Here is a 14373-nt window from a genome sequence, read left to right as displayed (position 1 = left end):
CGAAAAAAATCCAAAAAAATTATTCAAGGACATTTTTCATATGCTCCTCAAATTTACCCATAGTGTCCTTATCTATTTTTTTACTAATATGAGAGTATACGTCCGCTGTAATTTGCATACTACCATGTCCTAAACGCTCTTGTATATATTTCATGCTTGCTCCTGCTTCTAACTGCAATACTGCATGAGTATGACGTGTAGAGTGAATTGGTAAAGGTGGAATTCCAGCTTTTTTTAAGATACGAGCAAATGAATTAAAAAGGCTTGTTTTAGGCATGTAGTTTCCGTCATTTCGGCAAAGCACTAAATTTAGGTCATGGTGGAAATCATCTTGTAAAGCCAACTTGTTTTGGTTTTGAAACTTCTTGTGAAAAAGTAAATCGTTTGTAATGGTTTGGCTGATTGTGATAACACGTTTTGAATTATAGGTTTTTACATCACCGAACATTTTACTTTTATCTTTACTAGCTTCTTGAAAATCAAGGGATTTATTAATAGTAATTGTCTTTTCTTTTAAATCAATGTCTGTCCATTGCAAGGCAAATTGCTTCACCCTTACGCATACCGGTTTCAATAAGTACTTTATAAAATATCCAGTAAATATATCCATACTCATAGGTCGCTTTTAAAAAATTACCAATCTGTTCTGATTCGATGAACTTTATTCCGTTGTTATTACGTTCACCTTTTATAGTAACTCCAGTACATGGATTCATATTGGTTTTACCCAAGATTAAGGCCTTTTCAAAGGCATTGTACATTGTACCGTGTATGATTTCTATTGTTCTTCTGCTATATTTTTTTCAGTTAGTTGGTTAATGAATTTCTGATACATTAAGGGTTTTACATCTTTAAGTAATATATTTTTGAAATATGGAATGATGTGATTCTCAATATTACGCTTGTGTAATTCAAATGTATTTTTAGCTACTGCACCCTTTTTATGTTCATTTAACCACATGTTCAGGTACGTATTTAATGATTCAGCAGTTATTTCGAATCCTTCGCGAATCATTTTTTCTACTTCCTCAGCAGCTAATTGGGCTTCTTTTTTACTTTCAAATCCTTTTTTAGATTTTTCTTTAGTCTTTCGTGTTATTGGATCCTGATAATAGATTCGATACTCCCAAAAATCCTTGTTTAAGCCCTTCTTTTTGTATTTATAATATTTAGCCATATTTTCTCTCCTTCCCAATAATATTGAGTGGATTAAGTCTAATGGTTAAATCGTGATGATAGATAGAGTCTCCGTATATTTCTATATACCTGTCTAATGCTTCTTGTAAGAACTCCTCAGTAACGTTTAAAAAATCAGCAACTTCATATCGATTTGTGCATCCATATTCGTAGGCAGCCACAAAGCAAGATAATGGTAATATCTCGTTATATGCCCAGCGCCTTGCAATTTTTTCTTGTTTAACGTTATTTAGATTAGTTTGATCAATAATATTTCCTACAGTTTTGAAGTGGTGACCCAATTCTTCCGCTAAAATGCATCCTTTTTCTACTTTTGTTTGCCGTCTTTCTATTATGATGTGACCGTTCCTGTATAATCCTTTAAAACCATATTCAAGTTCTTTTTCTCTCACAGGTATTTCTTCATATTCGAAAAGTAATTTATTATAATGCATCTGGGAGTACACGCCCTTATTTGTTATCGTCTTGGAAGATAAAATCAATGTATTTTAAAACATCTTTCATCTTTTCTTCTGTAACTTCTTTTCCATTCAAGTGAGCTGCTATAGTTTCAATTGCTTTGCAATTTTTTTTGTTTTCTATAGAAGATTCATCTTCGGTTATGCCCATTATATATTCTGGTGATGCATCAAAAAAGTCAGCGAAAATTCTAATTATATCCATTTTAGGTTCTGCTAAATTATTTTCATATCTTGAAATCATACTTTTACTAATTTTTGTTTCATATTTCTCATTAATCTGTTTTGCTAATTGTTCGATACTAATTCTTTTTGAAGTTCGCAAATTTTTAAGAATAGATCCAAATGAGTACATAAACTAGATTCTCCTTCTTCTATATTATTCATATCTAATATACTAACTTATTCGTTCCTATAATGCAATGTATTATATAAAATTCGTTCCTTAAAAGGAATATTATTCGTTGACATATAAAATTTATTAACCTATACTAAAGGTGTTCCTTAAAAGGAACGAATTGAGAGTGAGGTGAAAAAATGGCAAACATCAATCAAAGCACCTCTCGTAGACATAAACCTTACAGGAAGATTAAGGCTTACTTAGTAGAAAACGATATTTCTCAAAAAGAGCTTGGTGTCTTACTTGAGAAGAGCCAAAGTGCAGTCAATCAAAAGCTGAATGGTACGGGAGGAGATTTTTCTTTACAGGAAGCAAGGCTTATGTCTGAACATTTAGGCATTCCAAGTGGATTTTTTTTTGAAGTAAACGTTCCTATAAAGGAACGAATGAAATGAGGTAATCATATTTTAAATGTTCAAATCGATGAAGTAGAATTCAAAAAAATCTATCTTGACGAAATAAAAGAAAAAATGAAAGAGATAGATGTTGAACTGGTCTTTTGGGACGCAAGAGAACTGGAAAGAAGAACTTGTATGTCTTGGAACACAATTCAGAAAGAGTTCTTCTTCGATCCAGACTTTCCTAAAAGGAAGGTTGGGGGCAAATGGTATTTTCCAGCCAAGGAGACAAGAGATTTTTTATTAGTATGGATTGAGCGTAAATCATCTTAAAAGGAGGTTAACTCATTGGATGAAATTATGGTTTATGGATTGTTCACTCTGCTCGTATTTTTAGTTGGATGTATGTGTGGGAGCTCATTAACAGAAGGGCGATTGAAGGGAGGTGAGTGAGTTGAAAATTAAATCCAAAGAATGGTTATCAATGTCTGAGTTAGACCGTTATATGGAAATATACCGTGCTTATGTTAAAAGTCAAAAATCAAGTAATTAATGTTCAAGGGGGATATTGAAGCCTTACAAAATATATCGGCTTCAGAAAAGGAGGACAAGTAATGGAAATTCAAATTATTCAACAAAATGGTCAGTTGCTTGTAGATAGTAGGGAAGTTGCTGAAATGGTTGGAAAAAAGCATGCGCATCTTTTAAGAGATATCGCAGTATATAAAGATGTAATTGATATTAATCAGAATCCAAATTTGGATTCTGCCAACTTCTTTATAGAAAGTTATTATATGAATGATAACAACCAAAAATACAGCCGTTTCTTATTAACTCGTAAAGGCTGCCACATGGTGGCTAATAAAATGACTGGTGAAAAAGGGGTGCTTTTTACTGCTGCTTACGTAACCAAGTTCGAGGAAATGGAGAATAAGTTAAAAGGTCCAAGGGTACTTACGGCAAAAGAACAATTGAAAGCATCAATGAAATTAAGCCTTGAAACCTCTGAAGAAGTTGGAGTGTTGAAAGAGGAAGTTGCTGAAATTAAAGACATCTTAAAAAACAAAATGACCATAGATCACGCTAAACAAAGTGTTATACAGTCACAAATTAATATTCGAATAGGTAAATTGTGGGGTATCGAAGAAACAAAGCAGAATTTTTCAAAACGTAAACTTTACTCCAATCTTCATTCTAATTTACATCGTGCATTCATGGTAACTAGCTATAAGGATGTAAAGGATTCGGAATTTGATGAAGTGTTATCGTGGGTAAAAACATGGAGACCACTAATTTAAAAAACCGATGCTACCAACATCGGCCCATAAAAAACAATTCTAATAATATTATATCATGCAGGACAAGTTTTATATCAAGGAAGTGAAATATATTGGCAAAATACAGACACATTCATGTTGAGTTTTGGCAAGATCCAAAAGTTTTAGAGGAAATGACTCCAGAGGATAAATTCTTTTATTTATACTTACTATCCAATCCTAACACTACCCAAATAGGAGTATATCAAATAACCAAAAAACAAATGGCCTTTGATTTAGGTTATTCAACGGAATCAATCAGCAGCCTTCTCGAACGGTTTATCAATATGCACAAACTTGTGAAGTACAACGAAAAGACAAGAGAAATGGCTATCATCCATTGGGGTAAATACAATCTGAACAAAGCTGGAAAGCCTGTCATTGATTGTGTGAAGAAGGAATTATCACAGGTTAAAGATAAAACTTTGCTCTTGGAGATCATGAATCACATCCCAAACGAATCAATTTCTAATGAGTTTTCACGTTACGTGTACGATACGTCGACGATACGTGGACAAAAAGAAAAAGAAAAAGAAAAAGAAAAAGAAAAAGAAAATAATAATATCAACGCGGTTGTCTTCTACCAAGAAAATTTCGGAGTCATTTCTCCTTTCCTTGTTCAAAGCATAGGAGTATGGGAAGAAGACTTATCTCCAGAAGTAGTAATAGAAGCTATGAAACGAGCATTAGCCCAAAACAAAAGAACTTGGAGCTATATCGAAGCAATCCTTAAAAACTGGAACAACCTTAACCTAAAGACGATTAATGATGTTCAATCTCATGAATTGAGACGTAAAGGGGGCGTTACTCCTGAAAAGCCTGAAAGCTACATTGACAACCTTTTCTAAAATTCAAGTTGTCGGACAGAGAACCTGCGATAATTGCGGTTCCACTGTACCGATAGTAAAAAATCATAAAGGCGAAGAAATAAGTGATTGCCTAACTTGTGAGAATAAAGCGTTAGAAAAGGAGATGACAGCCTTTAAAGATGAGATGGACCAGCATAGGAACTTAAATATCATTCAGCAATTCGAACGCTACAGTCTCATACCTGGAGACATACAGACAGCTTCCTTCGAGAACTACATACCTGATCACAACAGCAAAAAGGATGCTCTAAAAAAATGCCTATGGTTTGCAGAAAACTTTGAGAACTTAACTAGATTTCATTCATTGCTGCTTAAAGGCAGTTATGGAATAGGAAAATCTCACCTATCGCACTCCATTGCCAAGTACCTAAAGGATCTAGGGAAGAAGGTTATTTTCATCGACACGCCTTCTTTACTGAGAATGATACGGCAATCTTACAATGACTCGAGTTTTTCAGAATCAGATGTTTATAGATTATGTGCGGAAGCAGACCTATTAATCCTGGACGATATAGGGGCCGAATACGTGAAGCAGGAAAAGGGCAAAGAAAGCTGGGCATCGGAAATCCTGTTTCAGATCATAACGTCGCGTCTGGACAAGCCTAAAGTTTTCACGACTAATCTATCCTCAAAAGAGTTATCGTCCAAATATGGCACACATGGGGGTCGTATTGTAAGCCGAATGATGAAGGGTACACGGTTGGTTGAGATGGAAGGTAAGGATTATCGGACACAGGGCTGGTAAACACAAATTATGAGGGAGGAAGGTTAGTATGAAAAAATTTGATGGTTCATCTGACGCTTTAAGAGAAGTGAAAAGAATTGCTTCTGATATGGATATCAACGACAAAATCTATCTTGCCTATAACGAATATTATGAAAGATTTTTTGTAACAGATGATAGTGATGAATTATCAGAAGAAATACATCAGCGTTGGTGCGATAGTGGTTGTGATAGCACTCCTGACAGTGAAGCAAAGGAATACAAGGTTTGGGAATATTCCTTAGCTGAAAACAAAGAAAAGTATCCGAACACATATAGATGGGCAAGCAAATCTTTAATTCGTTCTGAAAATCCATTAATACGTAGAACTAAAGAAGTTGAATGTGATTACTTAGTTGATTTTGTAATAGGGCATTAATGTATGTGCGCTAAATGCTACGGATTAGGAAAAACCTCAAATAAAATAGGCGAGGGCTTGGAGTGGATCACTCCTTGCTCCTGCCTTCTAGACTGGGAAACTACGAGAAAACCACAGCTTGAAAAACTCTTGAAGGAAGCGAGGGAGAGGGATGAGAAATGCAGAGAGCATTGTAATCAAGAATACAGAAGAGAAATATCTGTACAGCAAGTGTTATAACGTCTATATCATGCTTGAGGACGAAGATATCGACTGGTATTGGGATGAATCAGAAATTATGGAATTCGACCTGATGTTCAATGAAGGTGCGACTGTATTAGAGCTTTCTCAGCATTTTTGCCGACCTACTGTTGAAATAGCCTTGCTAACTATTGACCGGGATTTAAAAGGGCTGCTGGAAGTTAATCAGAATGCAAATTGAGGATATCCAAGTTGAATACTATAACTGTGGTCGGATTATATACAATCCTGAACTTCATGATAAACAAGGGACCTTATGGAGCGAAGAAGATATAGAGTACCTTTGTAAATATGAATCCATTGATAAATCAGAAACCGTTGCCATGGCGTTAGGCAGAACATGAGGGACGGTAGCAGAAAAACTAAAGTGCTAAGAAAAAGAGGTATTTTCGAATACTACAAGCATTTAAATGACGGTTCACTGAATATAGAGAAGCAGCACTAAAAGGACTGGACGAGAGGGAATATGGAAAATGAATTTTAACGAATACCAACAATTATCAAAAAGAACAATGCCAGAAACTTATGATGGAAAAGTATTAGCGAACTATGCATTAGGACTTACGGGGGAAGCTGGTGAATGTGGGGACATCATCAAGAAAGAGGTATTCCATGGTCACAAAAGGGATGTTCAAGCGATCAAAAAAGAACTGGGTGACGTATTACATTATTTAACCGGATTGGCGACTATATACGGATGGACATTGGAAGAAGTGGCGAACACCAATATCGAAAAACTAATGCTTAGGTACCCAGGTGGTTTTTCTAAAGAGGCAAGCATCCGAAGAGTCGATGAAAAATGAACGAACAGGATCGAGATTTCCTTATAGAGATTTTAATCATGAAAATGAATTACAGCAGAGTTTATTTCGAAAAAATGAGTATTAAAGAATTAGAGTTTTATTATTTAGACTCACTTGTGGAGATGGGAGAGTAATTATTGTGACTGAACAGTTTTAATGGATAGTGAAGGAGGAATTATATGAACCAACTATCATTCTTAAACACAACCATCAATAAAGAAGTTAAACGCAAGGCTGAGAAGCTAATGAGTCGATATAAGATTTTGGATGCGATTATAGAGAGCAAGAAAATGGATCTCGAACCAAGACTGACTCAAAACCCTGAGCCATCAGAAATTCGACGGGGGAATCAATTCTATAGCTCAGTAGAAAATTCAGTAATAACTGAGTTTGAGATAGAGGAATACGAAAGGACCAAAAGGAAATTGCATCTAGTGTACGAGAGCTTAAAACCCATTCAACAATATATATGGGAAGATCGATACATTTTAGGCAAAAGAGATGTAGAGGTTTATAACGAATTAGAATTAACAGACAAGACATATTACCGGGCAAAAAGAGAAATGGTCGCAATTGTTGCTGAAGCATTCGGATTAATAAATAATGTGGGATAATTTGACCGTAATTTGACCGTAAAAACGACATGAATTATTAGTTTTAAGGTAGTAATATGATAGTATGGAAAATTAAAAATCACCCTTAATGAAAGGGCAATTTTGGTGATAGGGCGGCTGCTCCTTGCAAGGCGGCCGTCTTTCTTTGTCTAAATGGATTGTCCTTGTAGTACCAACACGCATGGGGTTGGGCAAGGCCAAACTATTTTATATTCTTTGTAAACTAGGCATACAGAAATACATGATCCACAACACATATATGTGATTGTAAAGTCTTGTGCCTAGTTTAGAGTGAATATTAGCAGGAAAAACAGTACCTTTTGTCGAATTAATTGACGAAAGTGAGGTATTTGAATTATGTGGAAAGATGAGTATAGAAAATTAATGTTTCCCGTTAATAGGTCTGATGTTAAATTGGAAGAGGCTATGAGGATAAAATTCAAAAACATACCTCCTTCGTTATTTAAATATAGACCAGTGAGTAATTTTTCGATTGATAATTTATCTAATGATACAATTAGATTAACTAAAGCAACAGAGTTTAATGATCCCTATGATTGTGCTTTACAAGTAAGTCAAGAGAACGCAATGTACGATAGTATGAAAGATGATGAAGAACATCTTAAAAAAATAACAGAAGTATTAAAGAAGCATGGAATAAAATTTGAAGATAATAAAGATGGAATAGAAAATGTGAAATATCAATCTTATAAAGATTTGTTAACAGAAAGCTTTTCAAAATTACCTATAATTAATGGAGACACTGAAAAAATAGAAAGCGTAGTAACTCAAATATTAGATAATTTAGGGAATCTACATGAAGATTACAGTAAGAGAATGATAAGTCAATTTCAAAAGGGTACATTTGTTTCGTGTTTTAGTGAAGAAGTAAATTCCATTCTTATGTGGAGTCACTATGCATATAATCACACAGGTATTTGTATCGAATACAACTTAAAACAATGTGAGGAGAATGATGTCTTAACTCGATGTCTTCATCCTGTAAATTACACTAATAAATTATTCGACATTGCTGACTACATAAAAAAAGGTAAGGAGAATTTAAATACTCTTTTTATAACTTACTGTGGTATATCAAAATCTATGGATTGGTCATATGAAAAGGAATGGAGACTGATTTTTAACTTAGGATCTAAAAATGAATCTTTTAATAGACGAATAGTAAAGCCGAAAGCAATATATTTAGGAGCAAAAATTAGTGAAAAAGATAAAAACCATGTTATAGATATTGCAAAAAGTAAGGGGATATCAGTTTTTCAAATGAAAATGAGTAGTAACGAATTTAAGCTTGTCTATGATGAAGTATTAGGTGAGTAATTAAATAAGACTACAAAGGCATCCATTAATTTGGGTGCTTTTTATTTGCAGGAAATTAGTCCCTTTTTGTCGAAGTTATAGGTTATAAGGAGGAGTTCTAATGAAATATACGATTGATGTTTATAAAATGATTTTTACCACACACAGGTTGAAGAAAGATGGTTCATTTAAAGAATTCAAAGGTCAGCATGAAAAAGAATTATCTGATGATGATTATACATTTGATGATTATTATGAGGCTAGACAATGGAAAGAAAACCAAACCGTTGTTGAAGTTGATGGGAAAAGAGTAGAAGTAAATCCAACAAGCAGTGGTCTAATCGACCCTACTGTGAGAATTCGTCCCCACAGAACAGGCAAACCGAAAAAATCGTATATTACCAAAGCGGAATTGCAAAAGGTACTTTTGGCCGGTGATGATAACTACAATAATTGTTTAGTAATTGATTTCGATGGTTATTTACATTTAGTCCCCTTTAAACAAGCATTAAATGAACCATATGCGGTGAGGTTCGAAACGTTCGGAGCGGGAAATGGATATGTGGGTAGAGAAAGTAGCTTAAATCACATAGATGACACATATTTAGCGCTGTTACAAAGTTGGGCTATCCACTTGACTAGTCATGATAAAGTATACAGAGATTATACGAGTGGGGAAACAAAGGAAGAGACATTAAATGAAATTTTGGAGTCTATTGAAAAACTTTAAAGAAGAAGCATCCATTAAATTGGGTGCTTTTTTTATCGGGGTGAGAACGATGAAACCTTATAAGATAACTCCCGAGCAGGAGAGGAAGAACCTTGAAAGACTCAGGAAAGAAAAGTTCAGCGAACGAGAATCACGGGAACTAAGAGGGGAAACCAGGGATATTTATAGGCGTCGAAAGGGTGGAGCCTATATTAATAAATGATTAAAGGCTGCTAACAATGTGTTGTTTGTCCTTCAACTTTAAAAAGGGGGTGTATCGGATGAACGTCGTCCAACCCATTCGTAATAAGGTGTTGCTTCAGGAAATGAAAGATTTCCTGAAAAATAATAATGAACGAAATTACATCATGTTTTTGCTTGGGATCCATACCGGCTTGCGTATCTCTGATATTCTTCGTTTACGAGTGAGGGATGTATTAGGATGGGACATCGTCTTAAAGGAAAAAAAGACGGATAAACATAAGGAAGTGAAGATGTCCAATGAATTAAAACGGGCGATTCGGAGCTATGTGAAAGACAAGCCCAAGAGTGAGTATTTAATCAAAAGCCGTAATGGGAAAAATAAACCGATTACAAGAGGAATGGCCTATGTGATATTGAACCGGTTGGCTGAAGAATTCGGACTTGAACGAATCGGGACCCATTCCCTTCGAAAGACTTATGGGTATAATCATTACAAGAAATTCAACGATGTCGTAGCCCTTCAGCAGATTCTCAATCATACAGACCAACGAGAAACCTTAATCTATATTGGAATTAAACAAGATGAACTAAATAAAATGCAGGGGAAAATTGATTGGTGATTTCCTTTTTTTGAGTTCACTGATTTTTTTTTCTCTTTTTTAATTCGCTTCAACCTGACGGTTGTTCAATTCATTTTCAGAGACAAGGAAATCCTTTGTGACTGTATGGTTAGAAGGGTGCGTGTGAATTATACACAATCTGGATTTTAACTAATTCAAAGGGGTATTTTTGTGACATTTTACATCGAAAAAGCAAAGGAAAGTCATTAATTCTGTTTATATAACTTGGTCAATAATGTAAAATGATTTTGGGGTGAATTAATGATCAAGATATTAAACAATCCAGATATTAATTGGAATGCTATTTCTGCAATTACAAATATTTTTGTTGTAATCGCTACTTTTATCACGTTGATTGTTACTATATGGTTATCAATAAGAAATACTACACCAAAGGGAAAGATAGCTATTGGAATCTCAGATAAAGCATATATTCATTTTATAAATACAGGTGTAGTAAACATTACTTTATTAGGAATGTATATTTCATTAAAAAGAAAAGATTCTATTAACTCAGTACTGGGGCAAAGAATTGAAAAAACTTTGTATCCTTCAGAAAACTTTGAATTTGGAATTCCTCATAATCGATTATCAGCGCTGTTAATAGAAAAAAATATAAGATAAATTATGAAGTGGAATTGTATGTCAATTTAATTGATTCATATAGAAGGGTTCACACTCGGAAGTTTATCTACAAAATTCATAATCCAGAAATTGAAGTAAGGTTGAATACTTCACATAGGGATAAAGAGTAACGGATCAAATAAATGAATTGATAAGAGCATCCTTTCGAGGGTGTTTTTTTCTAACGACAATATTGAATCCTTAACTAGACGATTCTACACAAAGAGGATGATTTAAATGGGCAAACAGTTTAACGGTTTTTTGATACTTTTTCTTTCTATTGGCCTTGTTACTTTATTAATTGATGTAGGAACCGGTAAGACAGGATCCACATTTACATTATTTATCTCATTGGTTAACGTTATAGTGATGGGGGTATTAACTTATTATATTTATATAGTAAACAAACGTGTCGTAGAAATAAGTGAGGGAACCCTGAAAATAACTAGTCAACAAATGATTAATCTGGAAATGAAAGAAACCAATCATTTATTAGGTAAATTAGATGAATATATAAATCATAATGATATTATAAAAAAAGTAACACTGCTCCATTTGCCAATATCAGAAAAACATAATTATTTACAATTTGAATCTAACAATATGAATCTAGATAAAGAATATATATCAAAAAGTGACTGGAATAGAGTTATATGGAAGACGGATTATGAACTAACATTAAATGATAAAGAAAAAGAAATGGTTAAGTATATTGAAAGTAGATTCAATAATGAGGTGCCAAGTGGGGTAAAAGCAAGGCTGAAATTAAAAGACTTAAAAGAAAGTTATAAATATCTTTTGTTATTTAAATCGGATGTAGATTTCTATAGATTTAAAAAGAACTCAGAGTTGCCAAAAGATATTATAAATATATTAGAGATATTTATGGATAGAATATTAGTTAGTAATATTGATGATAACTCTATTTATCCTAATCTATTAATTGATCGTCATGATGCAAAGTCAATATACTTAGCATCCAAACAAATAAATAGTTTTTTGGAAAATTTAAAAGGCTTGATAATTGAAGAACAGTTAGCTGTAAAAAATAATTTAAGCGTCGGTTGATAAGCTTTTTGTTATGAGCATCCATTTATTGGATGCTTTTTATTTTGGTAAAGAAAAGTGAGGGCGGAGTATGGATGGCTGAATACAAGACAGGGGAACAGAAAAAGAAGTTCTATCGGTCAAGTGATTGGGAAGCTTTAAGGCAACTGGCACTTGATCGTGACAATCATGAGTGCCAGCAGTGCAAGCGAGAAGGCAAGGTTCATGTGGACTCAATCAAAGTAGAAGGTGAACGTAAGAGTGTGGAGCTCAACGTCCATCACAGATATGAAATCGAATATTATCCGCAGTTTGCTTTGGTGATGGACAACCTTGAAACAGTTTGCCTGAACTGTCATAACAAGTTGCATGGTCGAGTGTTCGGTGAACAAAAAAAGAAACGTTGGGATGATGAGTTGTGGTAGTACCCCCCCTAAAATACTTCATCATTTTTTTCAAACCCGGGGACCGGGGAGGGGGGCGTTTTCCCAGATTCATTATTGTTTTTTTAAGTAGGGGGGTGAAATCATGGCAGTTAAGGTAAGAAAGTTAAAGATTCAGCTAATGGAAAAAATTGATCAGACTGATTGGATGCAAGTTGAAAAAGTCGAAAGGTACATCAACCTCATAGAACTCTTTAATAGTTTGGATAAAGATATAAAAAAACATGGAACCATGATTGAAGTAGTGAATGGATCTCAACAATTTAATAAACCGAACCCTGCAATTGCTGAAAAAGTAAAAATAAGTGCCTCTTTATTGAGTATAGAAAAATCTTTTGAATTTGACATAGAAAAAGAAACTCAGCATAGTGCTAGTGATTTGGTTTGATCTCGAATAAATATGTTAGTGAATATATTGAGCTATACGAGTCAGGAAAGATTCAACTTAATAAAGAGCGCATCATGTTACTGGAGTATTTACAGGAACATATACTAATCAGGGATGATTTATATTTCAACGAAAAGCTTATAGAAGACTTCGTGAAGTTTGCTGAGAAATGGTATTTTCCCTTACAGCCTTTTCAGAAGTTCTTAGCAGCATTCGTTTTTCTTTTTTATAAAGAGGATAATTCGGTTTTTTATGAACAATTTTTAATCATGATGGCAAGGGGTGGCGGCAAGAATGGATTTATTTCTGCCTTAAGTCATTTCTTCATCAGTCCCTTGCATGGGATACCAAGATACAATATTTCCATAGTTGCAAATAGTGAACTTCAAGCAAAAACATCCTTTAAGGAAATTTATGATGTTATTGAGGCCAATGAGGTATTAGATGATTTATTTTATAAAACGAAGGTTGAAATAACAGGCAACGATACAAAGAGTATTCTGCAGTATCACACATCGAATGCAGGTTCTAAAGATGGACTTCGTGATGGCTGTGTAATTTATGATGAAATTCATCGATACGAAAATTTTGATGTCGTAAATGTATTTTCAAGTGGTCTTGGTAAAGTGGACAATCCTAGGGAATTTTTTATAGGGACAGATGGATTTGTACGTGAAGGGTTCTTGGACAAAATGAAAGAGCGTGCCATGAACATTCTAAAAGGAGAAGACCTTGATGACCCTCTATTTCCTTTCATTTGCAAAATAGATGATCCTATGGAGGTTGACGATCCCGGGCTTTGGGAAAAGGCGAATCCAATGTTTAGTGAGCCAAGGAGTACGTATGCTAAAAGGTTGTTTAAGAAGGTGCTTGCTCAGTTTAAACAGCTCGTAAATAATCCCTCTAACAGAGAAGAGTTTATGACGAAACGTATGAATCTCCCTGAGGTCAATTTAGAAAAAGTTGTTGCCCCGTGGGAGGAAATCATTGCAACAAATAGGCCAATCCCAGACTTGCAAAATAAAATGTGTGTTGGTGGGTTGGACTACGCAAGCATAAAAGACTTTGCTGCCTGTTGTTTGCTGTTTAGAGTGGATGGTGCTTATGTTTTAAAAACGCACTCATTTGCTCGGAAAGGATATTTAGATGTTGCGAAGTTGAAACCGCCTATTTTTGAATGGGCTAAAGAAGGTCATCTAACTATAGTGGATGAACCCTCCATTAACCCGCAACATATTATCGATTGGTTTTTAGAGCAACAAGAAACCTATGCTTTAACTAAAATCATAGCGGATAATTTCCGTATGGATTTATTAAGGCCACTATTTGAAGCGAATGGATTGGAATATGAGATTATCAAAAACCCACGAGCTATACACAGTTTATTGGCACCACGTATAGAAGACGCATTTGCAAATCAGAAAATTATATGGGGCGAAAATCCTCTAATGAATTGGTATACGAACAATGTAGCCGTTAAAATACGTTCCGATGGAAATAAAGAGTACATCAAGAAAGATGAACATAGACGTAAAACAGATGGCTTCCAGGCTTTTGTTCATGCTATGTACCGGGCTGATGAAGTCGAGGATATGGATATTAGAGGAGCGTTAGATTTAATGGACAGTTTAGACTTCTAAAAAG

The 14373-nt window shown here is 34.5% G+C and carries 21 protein-coding genes and 1 pseudogene; 19 read left to right on the top strand and 3 right to left on the bottom strand.

What is annotated here, in order from left to right; translation table 11 throughout:
• Positions 1–19 precede the first annotated feature (19 nt).
• From JFU50_RS00625 to JFU50_RS00615, 3 genes and pseudogenes are all read right to left on the bottom strand, one after another.
• Positions 20–1177 (bottom strand): annotated as a pseudogene (locus JFU50_RS00625) (tyrosine-type recombinase/integrase).
• Positions 1170–1631 carry an ImmA/IrrE family metallo-endopeptidase gene (locus JFU50_RS00620; protein ID WP_201221332.1) on the bottom strand — a complete coding sequence of 154 codons (462 nt, stop codon included), beginning with the start codon at positions 1629–1631 and terminating at the stop codon, positions 1170–1172. The pseudogene JFU50_RS00625 and the gene JFU50_RS00620 overlap by 8 nt, the downstream one beginning before the upstream one ends.
• Before the next feature lie 16 nt (positions 1632–1647).
• Positions 1648–2010, bottom strand: a complete 363-nt coding sequence (locus JFU50_RS00615; RefSeq protein ID WP_201221331.1) for a helix-turn-helix domain-containing protein — start codon at positions 2008–2010, stop codon at positions 1648–1650.
• A 182-nt stretch (positions 2011–2192) separates the two neighbouring features.
• On the opposite strand from JFU50_RS00615, the gene JFU50_RS00610 reads away from it, so the two are divergent.
• The 19 genes from JFU50_RS00610 (at position 2193) to JFU50_RS00520 (ending at position 14369) form a co-directional block, all read left to right on the top strand.
• Complete coding sequence (locus JFU50_RS00610) at positions 2193–2450, top strand: helix-turn-helix domain-containing protein (protein WP_201221329.1); 258 nt, start codon at positions 2193–2195, stop codon at positions 2448–2450.
• Positions 2451–2459: 9 nt separating this feature from the next.
• Positions 2460–2726, top strand: a complete 267-nt coding sequence (locus JFU50_RS00605; protein WP_201224985.1) for a group-specific protein — start codon at positions 2460–2462, stop codon at positions 2724–2726.
• A gap of 281 nt (positions 2727–3007) precedes the next feature.
• Positions 3008–3691 (top strand): Rha family transcriptional regulator, encoded by a 684-nt coding sequence (locus tag JFU50_RS00600; protein WP_201221327.1) that lies wholly within the window; start codon positions 3008–3010, stop codon positions 3689–3691.
• Positions 3692–3783: 92 nt separating this feature from the next.
• Positions 3784–4557, top strand: a complete 774-nt coding sequence (locus tag JFU50_RS00595) for a DnaD domain-containing protein (protein WP_201221325.1) — start codon at positions 3784–3786, stop codon at positions 4555–4557.
• Positions 4541–5323: an ATP-binding protein gene (locus JFU50_RS00590; protein WP_201221323.1), complete on the top strand. Its 783-nt coding sequence runs from the start codon at positions 4541–4543 to the stop codon at positions 5321–5323. Before JFU50_RS00595 ends, JFU50_RS00590 begins: the two co-directional genes overlap by 17 nt.
• A 28-nt stretch (positions 5324–5351) precedes the next feature.
• Positions 5352–5720, top strand: a complete 369-nt coding sequence (locus JFU50_RS00585; protein ID WP_201221321.1) for a hypothetical protein — start codon at positions 5352–5354, stop codon at positions 5718–5720.
• Between the two features lie 151 nt (positions 5721–5871).
• Complete coding sequence (locus JFU50_RS00580) at positions 5872–6141, top strand: hypothetical protein (RefSeq protein WP_201221319.1); 270 nt, start codon at positions 5872–5874, stop codon at positions 6139–6141.
• Positions 6131–6304: a hypothetical protein gene (locus JFU50_RS00575; RefSeq protein WP_201221317.1), complete on the top strand. Its 174-nt coding sequence runs from the start codon at positions 6131–6133 to the stop codon at positions 6302–6304. The genes JFU50_RS00580 and JFU50_RS00575 overlap by 11 nt, the downstream gene beginning before the upstream one ends.
• A 129-nt stretch (positions 6305–6433) precedes the next feature.
• Positions 6434–6763 (top strand): nucleoside triphosphate pyrophosphohydrolase family protein, encoded by a 330-nt coding sequence (locus JFU50_RS00570; RefSeq protein ID WP_201221315.1) that lies wholly within the window; start codon positions 6434–6436, stop codon positions 6761–6763.
• Positions 6760–6897 (top strand): hypothetical protein, encoded by a 138-nt coding sequence (locus JFU50_RS00565; protein ID WP_201221313.1) that lies wholly within the window; start codon positions 6760–6762, stop codon positions 6895–6897. Before JFU50_RS00570 ends, JFU50_RS00565 begins: the two co-directional genes overlap by 4 nt.
• A 45-nt stretch (positions 6898–6942) precedes the next feature.
• The gene (locus tag JFU50_RS00560) at positions 6943–7377 is read left to right on the top strand and encodes an ArpU family phage packaging/lysis transcriptional regulator (protein ID WP_201221311.1); all 435 of its coding nucleotides are present in this window, start codon (positions 6943–6945) and stop codon (positions 7375–7377) included.
• A gap of 357 nt (positions 7378–7734) precedes the next feature.
• The gene (locus JFU50_RS00555; protein WP_201221309.1) at positions 7735–8715 is read left to right on the top strand and encodes a DUF2971 domain-containing protein; all 981 of its coding nucleotides are present in this window, start codon (positions 7735–7737) and stop codon (positions 8713–8715) included.
• 100 nt (positions 8716–8815) lie between these two features.
• The gene (locus tag JFU50_RS00550) at positions 8816–9424 is read left to right on the top strand and encodes a hypothetical protein (RefSeq protein WP_201221307.1); all 609 of its coding nucleotides are present in this window, start codon (positions 8816–8818) and stop codon (positions 9422–9424) included.
• Between the two features lie 260 nt (positions 9425–9684).
• A complete protein-coding gene (locus tag JFU50_RS00545) occupies positions 9685–10227 on the top strand; it encodes a tyrosine-type recombinase/integrase (protein WP_201221305.1) in 543 nt (180 codons plus the stop codon).
• Between the two features lie 261 nt (positions 10228–10488).
• A complete protein-coding gene (locus JFU50_RS00540) occupies positions 10489–10851 on the top strand; it encodes a hypothetical protein (RefSeq protein ID WP_201221303.1) in 363 nt (120 codons plus the stop codon).
• A 237-nt stretch (positions 10852–11088) separates the two neighbouring features.
• Positions 11089–11919, top strand: a complete 831-nt coding sequence (locus JFU50_RS00535) for a hypothetical protein (RefSeq protein WP_201221301.1) — start codon at positions 11089–11091, stop codon at positions 11917–11919.
• A 74-nt stretch (positions 11920–11993) separates the two neighbouring features.
• Positions 11994–12323 carry an HNH endonuclease gene (locus JFU50_RS00530; RefSeq protein WP_201221299.1) on the top strand — a complete coding sequence of 110 codons (330 nt, stop codon included), beginning with the start codon at positions 11994–11996 and terminating at the stop codon, positions 12321–12323.
• 103 nt (positions 12324–12426) lie between these two features.
• The gene (locus tag JFU50_RS00525; RefSeq protein WP_201221297.1) at positions 12427–12729 is read left to right on the top strand and encodes a P27 family phage terminase small subunit; all 303 of its coding nucleotides are present in this window, start codon (positions 12427–12429) and stop codon (positions 12727–12729) included.
• Positions 12726–14369 carry a terminase TerL endonuclease subunit gene (locus JFU50_RS00520; RefSeq protein WP_201221295.1) on the top strand — a complete coding sequence of 548 codons (1644 nt, stop codon included), beginning with the start codon at positions 12726–12728 and terminating at the stop codon, positions 14367–14369. The genes JFU50_RS00525 and JFU50_RS00520 overlap by 4 nt, the downstream gene beginning before the upstream one ends.
• Positions 14370–14373: the final 4 nt, after the last annotated feature.

Origin of the sequence: Peribacillus sp. TH14 (assembly GCF_016651145.1) — a bacterium.
GTDB classification, from domain to species: domain Bacteria; phylum Bacillota; class Bacilli; order Bacillales; family DSM-1321; genus Peribacillus; species Peribacillus butanolivorans.
This window is presented reverse-complemented; position numbering and strand designations above follow the sequence as displayed.

What these genes read in the sequence shown, in the direction of transcription:
- JFU50_RS00620 (WP_201221332.1), bottom strand. Translation starts at nt 1,631, where the DNA reads ATGCATTATAATAAATTACTTTTCGAATATGAAGAAATACCTGTGAGA.
- JFU50_RS00615 (WP_201221331.1), bottom strand. Translation starts at nt 2,010, where the DNA reads ATGTACTCATTTGGATCTATTCTTAAAAATTTGCGAACTTCAAAAAGA.
- JFU50_RS00610 (WP_201221329.1), top strand. Translation starts at nt 2,193, where the DNA reads ATGGCAAACATCAATCAAAGCACCTCTCGTAGACATAAACCTTACAGG.
- JFU50_RS00600 (WP_201221327.1), top strand. Translation starts at nt 3,008, where the DNA reads ATGGAAATTCAAATTATTCAACAAAATGGTCAGTTGCTTGTAGATAGT.
- JFU50_RS00585 (WP_201221321.1), top strand. Translation starts at nt 5,352, where the DNA reads ATGAAAAAATTTGATGGTTCATCTGACGCTTTAAGAGAAGTGAAAAGA.
- JFU50_RS00580 (WP_201221319.1), top strand. Translation starts at nt 5,872, where the DNA reads ATGAGAAATGCAGAGAGCATTGTAATCAAGAATACAGAAGAGAAATAT.
- JFU50_RS00575 (WP_201221317.1), top strand. Translation starts at nt 6,131, where the DNA reads ATGCAAATTGAGGATATCCAAGTTGAATACTATAACTGTGGTCGGATT.
- JFU50_RS00570 (WP_201221315.1), top strand. Translation starts at nt 6,434, where the DNA reads ATGAATTTTAACGAATACCAACAATTATCAAAAAGAACAATGCCAGAA.
- JFU50_RS00565 (WP_201221313.1), top strand. Translation starts at nt 6,760, where the DNA reads ATGAACGAACAGGATCGAGATTTCCTTATAGAGATTTTAATCATGAAA.
- JFU50_RS00560 (WP_201221311.1), top strand. Translation starts at nt 6,943, where the DNA reads ATGAACCAACTATCATTCTTAAACACAACCATCAATAAAGAAGTTAAA.
- JFU50_RS00555 (WP_201221309.1), top strand. Translation starts at nt 7,735, where the DNA reads ATGTGGAAAGATGAGTATAGAAAATTAATGTTTCCCGTTAATAGGTCT.
- JFU50_RS00550 (WP_201221307.1), top strand. Translation starts at nt 8,816, where the DNA reads ATGAAATATACGATTGATGTTTATAAAATGATTTTTACCACACACAGG.
- JFU50_RS00545 (WP_201221305.1), top strand. Translation starts at nt 9,685, where the DNA reads ATGAACGTCGTCCAACCCATTCGTAATAAGGTGTTGCTTCAGGAAATG.
- JFU50_RS00540 (WP_201221303.1), top strand. Translation starts at nt 10,489, where the DNA reads ATGATCAAGATATTAAACAATCCAGATATTAATTGGAATGCTATTTCT.
- JFU50_RS00535 (WP_201221301.1), top strand. Translation starts at nt 11,089, where the DNA reads ATGGGCAAACAGTTTAACGGTTTTTTGATACTTTTTCTTTCTATTGGC.
- JFU50_RS00530 (WP_201221299.1), top strand. Translation starts at nt 11,994, where the DNA reads ATGGCTGAATACAAGACAGGGGAACAGAAAAAGAAGTTCTATCGGTCA.
- JFU50_RS00525 (WP_201221297.1), top strand. Translation starts at nt 12,427, where the DNA reads ATGGCAGTTAAGGTAAGAAAGTTAAAGATTCAGCTAATGGAAAAAATT.